This window comes from Tindallia texcoconensis (assembly GCF_055383815.1).
The window spans coordinates 1,018,985-1,036,424 of the sequence record NZ_AP042431.1; the positions used below are offsets into that span (position 1 = coordinate 1,018,985).

17 protein-coding genes are annotated in these 17,440 nt (G+C 43.0%); 1 reads left to right on the top strand and 16 read right to left on the bottom strand.

The window, feature by feature from the left end; genetic code table 11:
• Positions 1–93: 93 nt before the first annotated feature.
• The 11 genes from ACZ47N_RS04760 to ACZ47N_RS04810 form a co-directional block, all read right to left on the bottom strand.
• The gene (locus tag ACZ47N_RS04760; protein ID WP_464887991.1) at positions 94–1,278 is read right to left on the bottom strand and encodes a flagellin N-terminal helical domain-containing protein; all 1,185 of its coding nucleotides are present in this window, start codon (positions 1,276–1,278) and stop codon (positions 94–96) included.
• Positions 1,279–1,535: 257 nt separating this feature from the next.
• The gene (csrA, locus tag ACZ47N_RS04765; RefSeq protein ID WP_464887992.1) at positions 1,536–1,760 is read right to left on the bottom strand and encodes a carbon storage regulator CsrA; all 225 of its coding nucleotides are present in this window, start codon (positions 1,758–1,760) and stop codon (positions 1,536–1,538) included.
• Position 1,761: 1 nt separating this feature from the next.
• A complete protein-coding gene (gene fliW, locus ACZ47N_RS04770; protein WP_464887993.1) occupies positions 1,762–2,229 on the bottom strand; it encodes a flagellar assembly protein FliW in 468 nt (155 codons plus the stop codon).
• 130 nt (positions 2,230–2,359) lie between these two features.
• Positions 2,360–4,090: a flagellar hook-associated protein FlgL gene (gene flgL / locus ACZ47N_RS04775; protein ID WP_464887994.1), complete on the bottom strand. Its 1,731-nt coding sequence runs from the start codon at positions 4,088–4,090 to the stop codon at positions 2,360–2,362.
• A 57-nt stretch (positions 4,091–4,147) separates the two neighbouring features.
• Complete coding sequence (gene flgK / locus ACZ47N_RS04780; protein WP_464887995.1) at positions 4,148–5,725, bottom strand: flagellar hook-associated protein FlgK; 1,578 nt, start codon at positions 5,723–5,725, stop codon at positions 4,148–4,150.
• A gap of 127 nt (positions 5,726–5,852) precedes the next feature.
• Complete coding sequence (locus tag ACZ47N_RS04785) at positions 5,853–6,347, bottom strand: flagellar protein FlgN (RefSeq protein WP_464887996.1); 495 nt, start codon at positions 6,345–6,347, stop codon at positions 5,853–5,855.
• A 107-nt stretch (positions 6,348–6,454) separates the two neighbouring features.
• Positions 6,455–6,745 carry a flagellar biosynthesis anti-sigma factor FlgM gene (locus ACZ47N_RS04790; protein WP_464887997.1) on the bottom strand — a complete coding sequence of 97 codons (291 nt, stop codon included), beginning with the start codon at positions 6,743–6,745 and terminating at the stop codon, positions 6,455–6,457.
• Between the two features lie 100 nt (positions 6,746–6,845).
• Positions 6,846–7,274, bottom strand: a complete 429-nt coding sequence (locus tag ACZ47N_RS04795; protein ID WP_464887998.1) for a TIGR03826 family flagellar region protein — start codon at positions 7,272–7,274, stop codon at positions 6,846–6,848.
• A gap of 35 nt (positions 7,275–7,309) precedes the next feature.
• Positions 7,310–7,966, bottom strand: coding sequence for a ComF family protein (locus tag ACZ47N_RS04800; RefSeq protein WP_464887999.1), 657 nt, complete (start codon positions 7,964–7,966; stop codon positions 7,310–7,312).
• On the bottom strand, positions 7,963–10,194 hold the full coding sequence (gene recD2 / locus ACZ47N_RS04805) for an SF1B family DNA helicase RecD2 (RefSeq protein WP_464888000.1): 2,232 nt from the start codon (positions 10,192–10,194) through the stop codon (positions 7,963–7,965). The genes ACZ47N_RS04800 and recD2 overlap by 4 nt, the downstream gene beginning before the upstream one ends.
• A gap of 29 nt (positions 10,195–10,223) precedes the next feature.
• Positions 10,224–10,877, bottom strand: coding sequence for a YczE/YyaS/YitT family protein (locus ACZ47N_RS04810; protein WP_464888001.1), 654 nt, complete (start codon positions 10,875–10,877; stop codon positions 10,224–10,226).
• 205 nt (positions 10,878–11,082) lie between these two features.
• Here ACZ47N_RS04810 and ACZ47N_RS04815 point away from each other — a divergent pair, with 205 nt between their 5' ends.
• Positions 11,083–12,036, top strand: a complete 954-nt coding sequence (locus ACZ47N_RS04815) for an ROK family protein (protein ID WP_464888002.1) — start codon at positions 11,083–11,085, stop codon at positions 12,034–12,036.
• On the opposite strand, the gene ACZ47N_RS04820 is transcribed toward ACZ47N_RS04815, so the two are convergent.
• The 5 genes from ACZ47N_RS04820 to pcp all read right to left on the bottom strand — a co-directional run bounded on the left by ACZ47N_RS04820 (position 12,026) and on the right by pcp (position 17,437).
• The gene (locus tag ACZ47N_RS04820) at positions 12,026–13,456 is read right to left on the bottom strand and encodes a sensor histidine kinase (protein ID WP_464888003.1); all 1,431 of its coding nucleotides are present in this window, start codon (positions 13,454–13,456) and stop codon (positions 12,026–12,028) included. The genes ACZ47N_RS04815 and ACZ47N_RS04820 overlap by 11 nt on opposite strands.
• Positions 13,453–14,133 carry a response regulator transcription factor gene (locus ACZ47N_RS04825; protein ID WP_464888004.1) on the bottom strand — a complete coding sequence of 227 codons (681 nt, stop codon included), beginning with the start codon at positions 14,131–14,133 and terminating at the stop codon, positions 13,453–13,455. The genes ACZ47N_RS04820 and ACZ47N_RS04825 overlap by 4 nt, the downstream gene beginning before the upstream one ends.
• Positions 14,134–14,294: 161 nt before the next feature.
• A complete protein-coding gene (locus tag ACZ47N_RS04830) occupies positions 14,295–15,611 on the bottom strand; it encodes a pyridoxal phosphate-dependent aminotransferase (protein WP_464888005.1) in 1,317 nt (438 codons plus the stop codon).
• Positions 15,612–15,796: 185 nt separating this feature from the next.
• Positions 15,797–16,477, bottom strand: coding sequence for a Crp/Fnr family transcriptional regulator (locus tag ACZ47N_RS04835; protein ID WP_464888006.1), 681 nt, complete (start codon positions 16,475–16,477; stop codon positions 15,797–15,799).
• Positions 16,478–16,795: 318 nt separating this feature from the next.
• Complete coding sequence (gene pcp / locus ACZ47N_RS04840; RefSeq protein ID WP_464888007.1) at positions 16,796–17,437, bottom strand: pyroglutamyl-peptidase I; 642 nt, start codon at positions 17,435–17,437, stop codon at positions 16,796–16,798.
• Between the last annotated feature and the right edge of the window lie 3 nt (positions 17,438–17,440).

Here is a 17,440-nt window from a genome sequence, read left to right on the forward strand (position 1 = left end):
AGAGGGTCAGAAGATTAAATCCTCTGACCCTCCTTTAACCCTAGCTTCTAACAAATTCAGAGGTCTTGGCTATACCTTATTAAAAGTAACGCTTTAGCCTAACAACTGAAGCACTGATTGAGGTGCCATGTTGGCTTGAGCAAGCATAGCCGTCGAAGCTTGCTGTAAGATGTTTTGCTTCGTAAATTCCATCATTTCATTGGCCATATCTACGTCTCTGATTCTTGATTCTGCAGCTTGTAGGTTTTCAGATGAAGTATTTAAGTTTGCAATAGTGTATTCTAGTCGGTTCTGGATAGCTCCAAGCTCTGCTCTTTGAGCTGAAACTTGCTGAATAGCTCCATCAACCATAGAAATAGCACCTATTGCTTTTCCTGAATACCCTGTAATTTCTTGAATGTTAATGGCTTTTCCATCATCATCTCTTAATCCAAGATCATCGGCCTTCATCGAACTAATGCTCACAAACATATTCTGTCCTGTATTAGCCCCTATTTGAAGGTAAATTGAACCTGAAGGATTATATTCTCCTTCATGCCCACCTGCAACCACAAGAGTAACACTTTCTCCCGCTCTCATTCCAGATAGATTTTTACCTAAATCAACTTCAATGGTATTATCACCATCTACAATCGTAATCGTGCTCGAGTCAGCAGAAATACCGCTAAAGGTTAACTCCGATCCTTGAGATGTAACGTTTAACGTTTGATTCCCGCCTGATCCTGTCATGGTAATGGTGACAGATCCAGCACCAGTAATTCCAGATAGATCACTTCTATCCAAACCTGTTATCTGGAAATTCACATTACTGTTGTTATTTAGCGTAATAGAAGCATCTCTCGGTCTTACAATTCCTTCGTTACTACCGTCCAAAAGGTTGATCGTGTTAAACTGAGTAGTGTTTGCAATTCGATCAATCTCATCAGTTAACTGATCTATCTCTGCTTGAATCTGTGTTCTATCTGCATCTGTATTGGTATCATTTGCTGATTGTACTGTAAGTTCTCTCATTCTTTGCAAGATTGCATGAGTTTCATTAAGAGCGCCCTCTGCAGTTTGGATTAAAGAAATTCCATCTTGAGCATTTCTAGAAGCTTGATTAAGGCCTCTGATCTGCCCTCTCATTTTTTCACTTATTGCCAAACCTGCCGCGTCATCTCCAGCTCTGTTGATTCTAAATCCGGAAGATAGTTTTTCCATCGACTTGGCACCACGGGTTTGAGCTATGCCCAACTGACGATGGGTATTCATAGCCATTAAGTTGTTGTTAATTCTCATGATTAATTCCTCCTTGAATTTTAGTTGCCCCTTTTTGGCATCCTTGCCATATGGGGTTCTTGTTGCCTGCCCTGTCTTCGGCCGAATAGGATTAGGCGTACTTACATTAATTTGTTGCTTATTACTATTATCGGAAGAGCTTTAAAAAACTTTAGAGAAATTCCGTTGAAATTTTTAACTTCAGTTAAGAGTGAGCATTAAGGTCAAGAACAAAAAACGATTAACAGCCACGGATCCCAAAAGCCTGGAAAAAACCATTATTTTTCCATGACTTTTTTTAGTGCCCCTGCATCAATCGAGAAACCAGCAGCTTCTTTATTTTCTTTCTGGATTTCCAAATAAATCTCTTTTCGATGAATTTCTACGTTTTTGGGAGCTTGAATCCCCAGTTTTACTTTTCCGTCTTCGATGCCTAGTACTTTTATTTCAACACTACTGCCTAGAACAATACTTTCTTCCAGCTTCCTTGTGAGTACTAGCATCTTATTCCCCCTCCTCTTTAGAGAGTTCTTCATTTCGCCTAAATTCCTCCACTACTCGGTGGCGGGTATGGTACTGATTTTCATTCAATACCACCTGCTGAGCTTGGTTGTTCTTCTGATTGATCACAATGGGCGCAAGTAGATTAATGGTCATGTCCTCAATCTTTTCAGGTACTTTAGCAATAGCATACAGCTTCAAATCTTCTGAAGATTCGATTTCCAACTTATCTACCACGGATTGAGGCAGTTCGAATTCGTAGTCAATGCGACAGATAAATGGATTAATGACGACAAAAGCTAGTTCACCGTCCTCAACAGACTGAAGCCAGTGAAAGGGAACGCTTTCTTCTGGGTTTTGGATGAAAACATAACGGGTCTGTCCTTCAAAACCAGGAATTCCTTCTGGAAAACGGATGATATTTTCTTCTTTCACTTCCAATGCACCAAAGTTTTTGGTCTCAAGATGCATCAGTCAACCTCCTTTAGGCAAAAGGCGCTGGGCGCATTTTGCGATTGATAGTATAGAATTGATAATTAAGCTCCAATTCAAGACCAAGGTCAAGATGGAGCAAGGAAACTACCCAGGGCCTAAGTAGTTTTTACCTCAAAAAGTCCAACAAGGATGGTTGTATAATTCGGGCTCCCACGTTCAGAGAGGCTCTATAGACGTTTTCTTCGTTCATCAGGTTCATGCTGACTTCTGCCATGTCCGCATCTTCTATTTTAGACATCAATTCTCGAAAATTAAGAGTGTCGTCTTCGATACGATAAAGGATAAGCTCTGTTCGATTGGCTCTGGCTCCTGTAGAAGAACGGGCGGTTAACATAGAATCCATATGGTTATCGATATCTCCCAACATATTGCTGAGGGCTTCTTGGTTGCCTTCCAGCATGTTTTTTTCCAGATCGTCTAGTAGTTGAAACAATCCAGCTCGCTGGCCTTCTTCAACATACTGATGTTTGGCTTTTCCCGTTGCTACTAACTGGTCTTTCTTGAAATCTTCCCGATCCTCAGGTGCTACTGGGATCAAAGAGCCACTGAACCGTTTTTTGTTATGAAGGGTTCCGGATTTTTCTGGTGCCATGGCTTTAAGTCCAGTGCCATCAGCGGCGAAGGTAAAGCCTTGGACTTGAGAACCTCGTTGGTCCGAGAGCTTGTTAAGGGCTTCTGCGTAATCTTCCATCGTTGGTGTAGGAGCAGGAGTACCGTTAAGGGTTAATACAATTTTATCTTTGCTGGCCAGATCTTCTGGAATGACCACTTCCGCTGGAACCGCAGCTGGATCTCCTTGGACCACCACTACCTCTGCACCGCCAAAACTGAAGCCTTGAGGCGTACTATTGTCGAAATCCGGGGGTGCAAATTGGTCTTCTCCTAAACTCCAAGCTGCCTGGTTTTCGTAGGAATCTTCAATGACACCACTGGTTGGAATGGCTTTTAGATAGGTAGTCGTAGTCGTAGTAATTTCTGTTCCATCAAAATCGGCTTTATTAACTACCTCTTGTTCAAATTTGTAATCAAGGATCTTCTCGCCTTCTATGGCTTTTATTTCTTTCATGGCTTCTGTTACAGAGTCTTCCAAGGAACCTTGCCAACCAGCTCCTACGGTCCAGTTTCCATCGGCATTAGGGCCGTTCGGCCCAGCATCACTTCCTGCCACAATATTTAATTCCAAGTTTCCGCTACCATCGGTATAGGGAAATTCTATTACAGTTCCACCTGCATCAATCTCGGCCCGCAGTACTTCATTGGATTCTGCTTCAAAGACTTCGAAGCCCAGGGTGTTCACCTGTATTTTTTCTCGAGAGCTGGTTTCGAAGTTCCATACGTCATCGTTCATGGCTGGATTTTCATATTTTTTCAGTTCCATTTGATAATACCCTTCGTTGTCTAGCAAAGGTTGATTGGTTTTGGTGCCCGAGAAAACATGTTTGCCAGAATACGTATAATTTCCCATGTCGATCATTTGCTTACGGATTTCTTCGATTTCTGCTTGTATTTTAATGGTTTCGTCTTGGGTGAGGGTTTCGCTAGATGCTTGTACCGTTAGTTCTCTGATTCGATTCATGCCTTCTTGTTGCATGTTGCGAATAGCGGTTTCTGTCGTATCCATAAAGGAGTAGGCATCGTCTACGTTTCGTTTGTATTGCTCCATGGTTCTAATGTCGCTACGCAGCCGCATGCTTTTGGAAATACCACTAGGATCGTCGGAGGGTTTGTTGATGCGTTTTCCCGTAGCATATTGAGTCTGAGAGTGATTGAGCCGGTTCACATTTCGTTGCATGTTATTTAATACGGTTTGAACCATCATATTGTTGGTTATTCTCATAGGATTCACCTCGATTTTATTTTCTCGCTATCTGCCTACCAACTATCTGCTTACCAACTATCTGCCTACCAAGCCCACTCTGTTGATGATTACATCCAACATTTCATCCATGGTGGTAATCATTCGTGCCGAGGCGTTATAGGCATGCTGATATCTCACCATATTGGCCAGTTCTTCGTCTTGAGACACACCAGAATAACTCATGCGTTGGTAGTCGATTTGTTGTGTCAAAATTAGTTGATTTTCTACATTTCGGTTGGCTTGTTGCTGGTCTACCCCCAAATTAGCCACCATGGTACGCAGAAAATCTTCTGGACGGCCTTCTGCAAACATGCTGTCTTTGTTCCTCAACTCCAACATGTCCATCATGACAGAAGCATCCCCTGGATTGGCTTCTTTGGTCCCAGCGGCTGGAATTTTATTAAGATCTTGCATGTCCATGGACACTCCAATGTTTTTGGCATTGATGGCGGTATGCATAATATTGCCATTTTCGTCATACATTTCTGCAGAGGACTGACCATTGGCAGTAAACATCAAGTAGCCAGCTCCATTGTCATCGTCACCCAAGGGGTTTCCGTCAGCATCATGGAGTATTTCTCCTTTTAGGCCATAACCAGTTTTAGCCACTTCATTCATTTCTTTTGCAAAGGTTTGGGCAAACTCATTGAGCTTGCTAATATAATAGGGAATCCCCTTTTTCTCAGCTGTGGTTCCATCGCGAAGTTCGATGAGGGCTTTAAGTTCCCCTTCCAAACTATTTGGATTTAAATAACTGCCATCTGCCCATTGAACTCGGTTAATTTCTAGGTCAACGCCCATTTCATCAAAAAAATCACTTTTCTCTTTTTCCGATGCGTCCAATTTATAGGATTTATTATGATATACCAATGGTTGCCCTGCAATCTGCAGAACCATTTTTTGTGGGGCATTGGGAGATGTATTTTGGGGATCTGTAACCATTTTTACATCTACTTTCACCAACTCAGAAAGCTCATCAATCAAAAGATTTCGCCTATCTTTCAAATCGTTGGCACTACTACCATCTACTTCATATCGAAAGATCTGTTCATTTAAACTGGCGATCTGTTCTGAATAAAGGTTGATGGTATCTACGGTGGTTTTTATCTCTTCGTTTACGTCTACCACCATTTTTTCCAATTGATCGTATTGATGAGAAATACTTCCTGCCATGGCTTCACTTTGATCATAGACAAGGGCTCTATGGGTCAGCTCATCGGCGTTTTGTTCTTTGCTTAATTCTTGCATAGAGTCAAAATAGTTGTCTAGATTTGATAGCATCCCCGTTTCTGAAGGTTCGTTAAAGCTAGCCTCAATAAAAGAAAGACCATCTCTTCGTGCTTCCCAATATGCTAGGTTATTGACTTCGTACCGATATCGAAAATCCAAAAACTCATTTCGAATTTGTTCAATGCCATCGGTCTGAACCCCAGTTCCTAATATGCCAGCTCCGCCTCCTATACGCCAGCCATCAGCGTTGGACTGCTCCACCCGTTGCCGAGAGTAGCCAGGGGTATTGACATTGGCAATATTGTGACCCGTCGTATCCAGTGCTCTTTGGGAGGCAAAGAGGCCAGACGTAGCGGTGTTGAATCCTAAAAAAGTTGAGCGCATTGTTTTCACCTTCCCGTTTAAAATCAGTTATGAGTTGTAAAAGCAGTTATGTAAAGGCTATAACTTTTAACTTTTAACTTTTAACTGTTAACTTTTAACTGCTATCTCTTAACTGTTAACTGCTCTATCAGCATTTTGCATCAAAAATACGTCTTGTTTCCTTGCTTTTAGGGTCTGCTTTGTGGCTGTAAGGGTTGCCTGTTTCTAGTTCTGTTAAGGCTTCTAAATTTATTTGAATAAAATGAAGGCTTTGCTCAATTAATTTTTCGTTTAGTTGGTTTTTTTCGCTAATTTCTTGAATGGCAGACACTAGTTTTTCCCGAAGGGTTTCTATGGCTTCTGCTTCTTCTTGGGACAAAAAAGAAAGAAGGGCAGACAGATTTTGAGGCACTTCCGCCAGCTCCTTCTCTTGGGCAAAGTGGCTAAGCAATGATTGACGTATTTGTTCAAAACGTCCCATCTCTCGGATAAATTGTTGCTCTTTTAGCGTAAGTTGCTCCAAGTCCTGCACTTTATTTCGAACCACCATCATGGTTTTTTGATCTGCTAGTTCTAACAAAACTACGTATAGATCGTATTCCTGTCGGAGGGCTTCCTTTAATTGTTGTATGGCTTTAGACATAGGCTCTCTCCTATCAATTTTCCAACATGACTTTATGCCATGTCAAGACAAGGGTTTTACTGTCTTCCTGACAACGGTTTAAGCCGCACCACCTTAATAACCTCTCTTTAGAGGGTGCTCCGCAGATTAAGATCCGCAATCATTTTATCGGCGATTTCCTCTGCTGTCGCTTCTTCTCCCTTAGCCATTTTTTCTTTCACTGCTTGGACTCGGTCTTGTCGAATTTCCGGCAGCTGTCGAAAAGCTTTCAAGGCTCTTTGAAAATCCATAGCCGTTTCCGAAAGTTCGATTTTGTCCTTGGCAGAAGCTGCCTGGCCGCTCTTTTCCGAAGACTGTGTCTTGTTTTTGTCATAGCTGCGCATGGCTTGAATGATCTGTGGATGATTTTGAATTTTCATAAAAAACACCTCTTTCTAGCCGTTTTCATCCTTCTAAGAAGAATATCGGCAGAAAAAGGTGTTTCTTAAGGCTTGGAGCAGGTTTTCCTTTTAATATTTTTTATTTCTTACGCTTCACATTAACATGCATCCGTTGACTTTGTTTGGTTTTTACCACTTCTTTAGGTTTTTCTTTTTCCTTAGGTGTAACGGCAGAACGAAATTCATTGGTCATTTCATGGGTGCATTTGTCACAATAGCGGCCAGATTTAATGGGGACACTACACCTTTCACAATCCAAAAACATATTGTTTTCGTCCTTTATTTCCAGCCTACCTTCCCGTAGAAATTTTAAGATGGTTTTTTCGTTTACCTCTGTAGCTTCTGAAACTTCGCCAACGCTGGCGCCTGGGTTATCATAAAGGTATTCTTTAACTTTTGCGTATGCTTCGTCGGAATTTTTTCGACAACGGGTACATAAGGTCACTCCATCATATTGATACGCACGTCCACAGCTTTTGCAATTTCTAAGATCTAAGGACATTGGCATTCCTTCCCCTTCCTGGTTCACGTATTTATTACTGGCTATATATCCGCCACAGCAAAGGTGGTGACGGTAACTTCTCTGGCTCCTGCCTCCATTAGGGTCTGTACACAGGCCTGGGTGGTGGCGCCAGTGGTATAGACGTCGTCCACCAACAGAACTTTCTGATTTTTCACTCTGTCTATATGCCTGCTGGGGATCTTAATGCTGCCCCACATATTCTGAATCCGCTGCAACCGATTAAGCTTCACCATGGGGGCTGTTTCTCGAATTCTCACTAAGACGGCTGATTCGTATTCTAATTCTACCATGGCGGCAATCTGTCTGGCAAGTAAATCTGCTTGATTATACCCTCTCTGTTTCTGCCTCTTTGGATGCATAGGCACTGGTAAAACCAGATCCTGAGATCCTAGAACTAATTCTTTCACCATGAGCCTTGCCATGGGTTTTGCCAAGTAGTGGCCTTCTTTGTATTTAAGGTGATGGATCAAGGATTGGGCACTTTGACCATAACGGGCTAGGACTTCTAGGTTATGAGGCTTCTCTTCTGGTCTGAGAAAAGGAAAATCAGCAAAGCATCTAGGGCATAGGGCGGTTTTTTCTCCCTCTATGGGAGTTCCTTTTTGTCTGCAGTGGGGGCAAGGATGAAAAGGAGGATAGATTAGATCCAAGAAGGCATGAAAAAAAGAGGCTTTCATGGCTTTTCCTCCAAAAATTCTAGCAATTGGTTCAACCTTTCTTCTAATCCTGAATAGCGTTCTTGGGTCCGGTTATTCTGGATCATTCGGTAAAGTACTTGTTTATGCCCCACTAATACCACTAAACTTCTGGCTCTGGTAATGGCGGTGTATAGGAGGTTACGGGTCATTAGAACCCTTGGTCCTGGAAACATGGGTAAAATTACGGCAGGAAACTCACTTCCTTGGCTTTTATGAATGGTGATGGCATAGGCTGGTTCTAGTTCATCCATGAGAGCGAAGGGGTATGCGACTTTCCGGTCGTCTTCATAAAGCACCGTCAACAATTCTCGCTGTTTATTGATTTCAGCAATATGGCCAATATCTCCGTTAAAAACGCCTCTTCCTTTGTCTTCTTGGCCTTCTGGATCTTTCCGTGTCCATTCCAGGCTGTAGTTATTACGCACCTGCATGATCTTATCCCCTTCCCGAAAGACCCGATTGCCATGGTTCTGTTCCCGTCTAGAAGGATTTGCTGGGTTAAGTACTTCTTGCAGATGCTGATTCAGGTTCACAGTTCCTGTAATACCCTTTTTCGTTGGGGTTAACACTTGAATATCTTTAATGGGATCGAAAAGATAATGATCTGGTAACCGCTTTACCAGCAATTGTCGAATGGTCTCCAAGGCTTTGTGAGGGTTTTCTTCTGACATAAAGAAAAAATCCCGATCTCGGTGGTTCAACTTTGGTTCTTCCCCCACATTGATCCGATGGGCATTCATCACAATAAGGCTCTCTTGTGCCTGGCGAAATATTTCTGTTAAGCGGATGACATGAATCATGCCGCTGTTGATAATATCTTTAAGGACAGCTCCAGGCCCCACGGAGGGTAGCTGGTCTACATCGCCTACCAACACTAAGGTAGTGGCAGGTCCAATGGCTTTCAGCAAATGACGCATCATCAGAATATCCACCATGGATACTTCGTCAATGATGAGAAAGTCTGCTTCCAAAGGAGTCTCTTCATCCCGACCAAAATAATGCTGACCTGTTTCTTCGGAAAAACCCATTTCCAAAAGACGGTGAATGGTACTGGCTTCTTTGCCACTGGTTTCTGTCATACGTTTGGCAGCTCTACCCGTAGGCGCCGCCAACAATACTTCCAGTTCTTCTTCTTGGATAAGACGTATCAAACTGTTGATAAGAGTAGTCTTACCCGTTCCAGGGCCACCGGTGATCACCAACCCTCGGTGGTGAAAGGCAGCTTCTACGCCTTCTAGTTGGGCCTCGGCTAATTGGATATGCTGTTCTTTCTGAAGTATCTCTAGCCGCTGGCGCAGGTTTTCTGGTGCTGGCAGTGGAACGGTGCAAGCTAGTTCCATTAATTTTTTACAGGTATCGGTTTCGGCTTCGTAGGAGGGGCGCCCATACACTCGATGTCCTTCAGGTCCTGTGGTCATTTGAATCTGTTGCTCCATGGCTTGGCCTTGAATAGAGTGAAGCACAACGGATTCTCCTACCTCTAAGAAAGCCTGTACCCGTTGCACTAAATCTTCCTGAGGCAGATAGGTATGGCCTTCGTAACTGGCTGCTGACAGGGTGTAAAGAATGCCACTGCCAATCCGCTGAGGATCTTCCGGATCTCGCCCTAGTTTTAACGCCATGCGATCTACGGCTTTAAATCCTATTTCCGGCATACTGTCCAAAAGCTTATAGGGGTTTTCTTCCACAATAGCCTTGGCAGCACCGCCAAAGGCGTTATGAATACGAAGGGCAAATCGGGCTTCGATGCCTTTTTCCGCCAGCCAAAGGATCAGTTCCCGTAGCTGATTGTGCGTTTGAAAAGCTTCCGCCATGGGCCGCCAACTCTTTTTTCCAATGCCTCTGACTTCCTGAAGTCTCTCTGGAGTTTTTTGCATAATCGTGAAAATTTCAGTTCCAAAGACCTCTAGCATTCGACGGGCCATGGCTTCACCAACGCCTGGAATCAAGCCAGATGCCAGGTATTCCATGATGCCTTCCTGACTTTCTGGCAACAAAGGAACGTATTCATCCACTTTTAGCTGTTCTCCGTAGCGTTGGTGCACTTGTTTTTTTCCACGCACACGAATACGCTCCCCAATGTTAAGGCCCGGCAAAATACCTACGACGGTTAGCACTTGATCTTCGCATTCCAGAATGCCTACCCGATATCCATTTTCCTCGTTCTGGTAGATCATTTCTACCAGTTTCCCTTCATATTGCTCCACTTCGTACCCCCCTGAAAGACAATTGACGATTATCCATTATCCATTATTTTTTTATTAATAAACTCATGCTGCACAGCTGCCACATCAAACCTAAAGAGTCGAAAGGTTCCTTGTATCATGGGACCAATAGAAAGGACGATGAGAAGCGTCCCCCATCCCACATAGCCCCCAAGCAACCATCCCACCAAAAGAGCCAATCCTTCCATGGATCCTCGAATGACACCTACCGGTCGTTTAAATCTTTTTACCAAGGCTACCATTAAACCATCCCTAGGCCCACACCCTACTCCAACGCTTATATAAAGAAAGCTGCCTACGCCGATGAGAAAGAGGCCTAGGAACACTTGAATAGCCCCCATCCAGAAAACACCCTGTTCTGGAATGAGGCCATTGAGCATATAAAAATCAATAAATAGGCCAATAAACAACATATTGCCTAGGGTTCCCCATCCAATTTTTTCTCCAAAAACAAAATTCAGCACTAGGATCACAAGGCCCATGCCAATACTAGCCTGGCCTATGGTAATGCCCAAAGTCTTTGCTAATCCTTGATGAAACACATCCCACGGCGCAAGGCCTATATTGGCATTGATCGTCATCACGATGCCAGCGGCAAAAATAAAGAATCCCATCAGCACTCTTATGATCCGATATACCCTATGGCTTTCTGTTGGTGATTTCATCTCTTTCCATTCCTTTCTAGAGGTTTCTTCTTTCCCCTCATTATACCATGGAGATCCTTTATTCCAAAACCTATAAAGAACCAACTCTAAGCTGGCGGAAGAAAGGGTCCACCTTATGGAATTTTTGTTGTATACTTAAGAAACAAAGACTGAAGACAAGGATACTGGAGTTCTGTTTAGGATTCCATGGAAAGGAGATGTGGCTATGTATTACATTGGTATAGATTTAGGTGGTAGTTCGATTAAGGCAGGTCTCGTAACGGAACAAGGGAGCTTGGTGCTAAAAAAACAACAACAAACCAGGATAGCTGAAGGAGCGGATATGGTCATCAACGATATGGCTTTGTTGGTGGAGGAAATCTTAGAAGAATCCGAACTGGAGGGGGGAGAAGTGGGGACTCTTGGGGTGGGTATTCCTGGAGCGGCTGGTGAAGATGGATTGGTTTACTTTGCCACGAATCTCTTTTGGACCAATGTAGCCTTAGGAAAAAAGTTAGGGCATCTAACGGGCAAGCCAGTGGAGGTAGCCAACGACGCCACCATGGCCGCTGTAGCCGAACATACCTTAGGGGTGACAAAAGATGCCGCCAATTCGATTTTCCTTACCTTAGGCACAGGCATCGGCGGGGGTGTCATTCTCAATCATCATGTTTACAGCGGTAGCCATGGCATCGGCACGGAACTGGGCCATATGGTCGTGGACACCAACGCCTATAATGACTGTACCTGTGGCAACAATGGATGCTGGGAAACCTTCGCTTCTGCTACGGCCATGAAGAAACATGCCCTCCGCCTCCTAAAACAAGGGGAAAACAGCCTCATAACCCAATCCATAGAAGGAGAAAAGACCTCCATTGGCATTAATCTTATTTTTGACGGAGCACGTCAAGGCGATGCCCTTTGCCTGAAGGTGGTGCATCAAATGACGCATTACTTGTCTGTAGGCATTGCAAATCTCATCAATATTTTTGATCCGCAGGTGATCGCCTTGGGTGGCGGTATCTCCGGCTCTGCAGACTTCTTTCTAGATGATTTAAAAGCCCGGGTAGCAGAACGGATTTACGTCAAATCCATGAACAGCACTAGCCTCCAAGTATCTGAACTGGGGAATGATGCTGGTATTATTGGCGCCGCCATGTATGGGAAATCTAAGTCTTAGAGGCTTTGATAGAGGAAGGTCTTTTAAGAGTGAAATAGAATTCAACGCCCTTCTCCCGATTTTCTACGCCATAGTGGCTATCATGCAACTCTAATACGCCTTTGACAATGGCTAGTCCCAGTCCAGTACCAGTGGGTCTTTGGGTTCCTCGATAAAAACTTTCCCAAATCAAGGCCTTTTTATCTTCAGGAATAGGCTGGCCTTCATTATACACCCGAACCATTACTTGATGTTTTTCTTCTTCCAAGGATAGGCGGATTTTTCCCCCGACAGGGCTATGCCGAAGGGCGTTTTGAAGGAAGTTGGTCATTACCTGTTCCAATCGACGGCCATCCCCTTCTACCTCCACCATCTCCTCAGGAGCGTTTATTTCTGTGGCAACCTCTTTTTCTTTGCAAAGAAGGTTAAAATGATCCGCTGTGTTCTGCAAGACCTGGGTTAGATCTACCATTTCTTTTTTGACACCAAAGACTCCCGATTCCAATTGTTCCAAATCCAATAAGTCTTTTACCATATGACTCATTTGCTGGGTTTCTTCCTGAATAATGTGTAGGTATTCTTGCCGATCCGCTTCCGTTGGTGCTACTTGATCTTCCAAGGCTTCTGCATAGCCTTGAATAAGGGCTATAGGGGTTTGAAGTTCATGAGAAACCCGAGCCACAAATTGTTTTCGAAGCTTTTCCAAGTTTTTTTCTTTGTTCAATTCTTGCTGCAGAGCTGTAATACTTTGTTCCAATTGGTCTGTTAATTCCTGAAAAGATGTTCCCAACTGCCCTATTTCATCCTGAGGTACTTTTTCCCAAGGCAATCGAAATTTCTCCGAATCTTTTTTCTGTACGGCTTGGTTTAGCTGAATAAGAGGTTGGGTAAGGCTTTTTGAAAAACGCAAGGAAAGGATTAGGGCTATGCAAAGGGCCATTGCTGCCAACATGATATTAAACCGAGCTGCAATCCCAAGCACTTCTTCCATGGGCTGCAAGGGCACCTGAAAAAAAAGATAAAAATCTCCAGCCGGCGCCATTAGGGTTAAATAGTTAAGGGGACCACTCTGTCCTTGGGTTTGGTGGGTAGTCATTCTGCCGGTTTCCATATGCCGCATCATGGAGTGATGCATTCTTCCGGATCGACCAGTTGTTCCATCCTCCGCTTGATACACTACTCGGCCTGTCTGACTGATCAAAACAATCCTTCCGTGTAACTCCTCTGCCATTTTTTCCATTTCCTGCTGAAACCCATCTCCTGCACCCTTTTCCTGAAGGTATTTAAGAAGGCTCTGCTGACCGCTTTGAATCTGTCCTGTCTTTTGGTTAATATAGTAGGGTTCCAATAAAAAGTTTTGAGCTGTCCAAACCAATCCCAGAATCAGCAATGCAAATACAATAAAAAGCAGGTTTAATCGTTTGAAAATAGAAGCTTTCATGATTCTTTCCCCTCCAAGACATAGCCTACTCCACGAAGGGTCCGTATTAAGCCCCCAGCCTCGCCCAGCTTTTGACGAAGCCGCTTGACATGGGTATCCACGGTTCTAAAATCACCGTAGTAATCGTAGCCCCAAACACGATCTAAAATAACCTCTCGTTCCATAGCCTGATTGGTATGTTTCAAGAACATTATCAGCAGTTGGTATTCCTTTGGCGTTAGATCCACAGCTTCTCCTTTTACCGTTACCTGATGGCGGGCTGTGTCCACCCTAAGACACTGCACGTGATAATGTGCCTCCTCTGGTTTGATGCCACTACGCTTTAACAAGGCTTTTGTGCGAGCCATCAGTTCTTTAACGCTAAAGGGTTTGGTTACATAATCGTCGGCACCCAGTTCAAAACCTAAAAGCTTATCATTTTCTTCGCTACGAGCTGTCAGCAAAATAATAGGCACTTGACTGGATTCCCTGATTCGACGGCAGACCGTCCACCCATCGTAGCCTGGCATCATAATATCTAGAATCACTACATCTACGGAATGATTTTCGAAAAGAGCGATGCCTTCTTTACCATCTGCAGCTTCCAGTACTTGAAACGCCTCTCTTTTCAAGTAGGTTGCCACCAGTTTACGTAGTTTTCCCTCGTCTTCTACCACCAAAATCTGTGGATTGGTCATGGAATACCCCTCCTTTTCCCCCTCATCCTGACCAGGCTTATCAGCAGGAGCCAGAGGGATTGTCATTAGTCTTTTCATTGTAACATGAAAAAGACCCGCTTGTGTCTGCAGGTCTTTTTCGAGATTCCTCTTCACTGAATAGTTCTATTTAACAAATAGATCTATCGCTGTGCTTCAAATTGCTTTAAGAGTTTTACAAATAGTTCTGGAACTTTTTTCATGTTTTCTTTGGATTCCACAAAAGAAATCCTGAACTGAGTACTGCCTGGGTTGGGTTGACCTTTTTCGATATCGTAGAAGCCTTTCATGGGTGCTACCAGTAAGGTAGTTTCTACGCCGTCAATTTCTGCCGATCCTTTTCCAGCACAATAAAGCACAAATTCTACGGCATCAAAGCCTGGCTTTACAACGTTTCGAACGTCGATAACCGAGTAGATAGACGCATCTGGACTGGAAACAATCAGGCCAGGTTCATTTTCCTTCAAGCCTTTATTCACCATAAGAATCTGCTCTTTATAGTAATCTCGCATCTCTTTGCACCAGCCTAGAATACCATCTTTGCTTTCTTGTGCTAAGGCACCAAAAATATACTGGCCAATGGCGTTGGCACAAAGGTTGGCAGTATATTCAGCCACAGAACGAGTATGGAACTCTTTGCTATCCGTGATCAAGGCTCCGATGCGAAGACCACAGGCATTCCAAACTTTAGAGGCGGTTTCTATGCTGATTCTTCGGCCTTCAATGCCAGGAGCTTCTTTATCGGTTACGCCCCAAATGCTGACTAGTTTCTTGCTTTCATCATAATATAACTCCCGATATGCTTCGTCGCTGATCATCCACATATTATATTTCACACATAACTTGGCCAACTCAATCATGGTTTCATGCTCATACAGTTGTCCCGTTGGGTTGTCATAAGGGATTACCAACATACCGCCAGGATTATTGGTTTTAATCACTTCTTCAATTTCATCCAGCTCTGGCAGTGTAAAGTTGCCATCTTCTCCAAGCTGTCTTTTCACCGTAATGGTTTTTCTACCCACACGCTGTGAAAAAGAAATGTAGTTGGTGTAAGCTGGGTCAATCATCATTAATGGTTTTTCATCGGAGGCGGCTGGTCCGCAAATTCCCAGAATCGCCAGTTCCATGGCAGCAGAGCCACCATCTGTTACCTGAACAAACAGATTGTCCACATCAAATCCTTCGCATTTCAAGATGTTCGTAAAGGCGTTTCGACATTCTTCTGTACCAGCAGTACCCGTATAGCGAACAACTCCTTTTGCAAAGGGACTTTCTGGTGCATCTAATCCAAACATTCTTTTCATCATGGCTGGATTAGCTGGCAGGGAAACATTCCCAATTCCTACGTTGATGACAGCTTCCGGCTTTACGGCACGCTCATCGTACTTCATTTGAGCCAATCGCACGTCCGAAGGCTCTCTGGATTCAAAATGGGCTGACAAAACAGGTTTGCTCATTATTAATTCTCCTCCCCATTCTCTACTACCCTCCATCGGGCAGATTTATAATTTCTTATACCAATTTTCATTCTAACATATTCCCAATTTCTTTTCATGTGTTTTCCAACAGATTATAGAGAAGGGTTAATAATCGCAATAGTCTGTGATCACCGAGAGGGAATGCAGTTAAATAATTCTTCGTTCTACCATATGAAGTTCACATATTTCATTAATTTTTCTTTGTTTTTAACAATTATTTTATTTCCATCCAACAGAATGGAACCCTCTTCCTGAAAGCTGGAGAGTGCTGTTGAAACCGTACTTCGATCGCAAGACAAGTATTTCGCAAACATTGTAATGGATTTAACATTGTTAATAGTGGCACCATTAAATAGATCTCCCTCTTCAACAATTGCGAAGCGGATGATGGTACTGGCTAGTTTCCCTTTGAAATCATTGAAATGATTATCTGCTATTTTCAACATCAAGATATTATGTTTTCTTGTGATACTATGAATAAAATAATGGTATCCTTTTGGATGATCAGTGAACTCCCGATTTAATGTCTGCCTTTCGACAATCGATACTTTTGTGCCATGATACATAGAGATGTTAACGGAACAGGTATTCTCCTGTTGTTCAAAATAGGGCATCTCTCCAAAAATAGTGCCCGGTCCCAATAAAAACAAGGTTATCTGTTTGCCATCTTGCCTAAAAATCTCTTCGGAAACCATTCCACTCGTCACTATATAGATACAATCCGAATTCGTTTGAATAATGGTATCTTTCCTTAAGTTCATCACTTTTCCCTTTTGCGCCAAATCATTCAAGAAAAAAGTAGTCATCTCTAACTGTAGTTTCCTGTTAAAAAGTTCTTTAAGCATCATAGACCTCCCTTTTAACTAAGATGGTACACAATCTATCCTACCTAGAAATCCTTTCTTTTCTCTCTTTCAGCCATAGGCAAATCTAGTTTTTACCTCATGTCTCTTCTAGGATTCCGACATCATATGCTTTCTATCAATTATATGAGATTCTTCTATACTTTACCAGCTTCTGAAAGTAAACCCTTTCCTGTTACCCTTTCCCGTTTGATTTTCCTGTTACATTGAGCTCCCCCTATAAAAAACTCAAAAATAGAAAAAAGCCCTGAAATCATTCTTGTTGAATGATCTAGGGCTTCCTTTGTACGGATATCCTTTTTACTGTATTGTTCCTCCAACTGCTTTGATGTCTTGATCTGTTGTTGCTATGGTTTCGATAATCACTTCTAGGGCTCGTGTTATGTTTTCAAGTGACATGCTAGGCATGTTGGCCTTCTCTGTTACTTGTTCTGGCAAGAAAGGCACATGGACAAAACCAGCTTTGACCTTTGGGTATTTCTTTTCTATTAGATACAAAGCACCATAAAGAATACAATTACATACAAAGGTGCCCGCCGTATTAGACACAGATGCAGGGATCCCTTTTTCCCTCAAAGCTTTTACGCTGGCTTTGATGGGGATTGTTGAAAAATAAGCATCTCCACCATCATTAAATATTTTTTCATCTACTGGTTGATCTCCATCATTGTCTGGTATTTTAGCGTCAATGATATTAATACCGACCCGTTCCATGGATATATCAAACCTGCCACCAGCTTGGCCTGTGCACACAACTACGTCTGGCTGGACTGATTCTATGGTTTCATCTAGCACCGCTATGGATCTTTTAAAAACTGTAGGTAATTCTTTTTTTATTATTTCTATAGATGGATTGTTCATACTGATTTTTTTTATTGCCTCATACGAGGGATTGATATTTTCCCCACCAAAGGGATCAAATCCTGTTATCAATATTTTCATGGG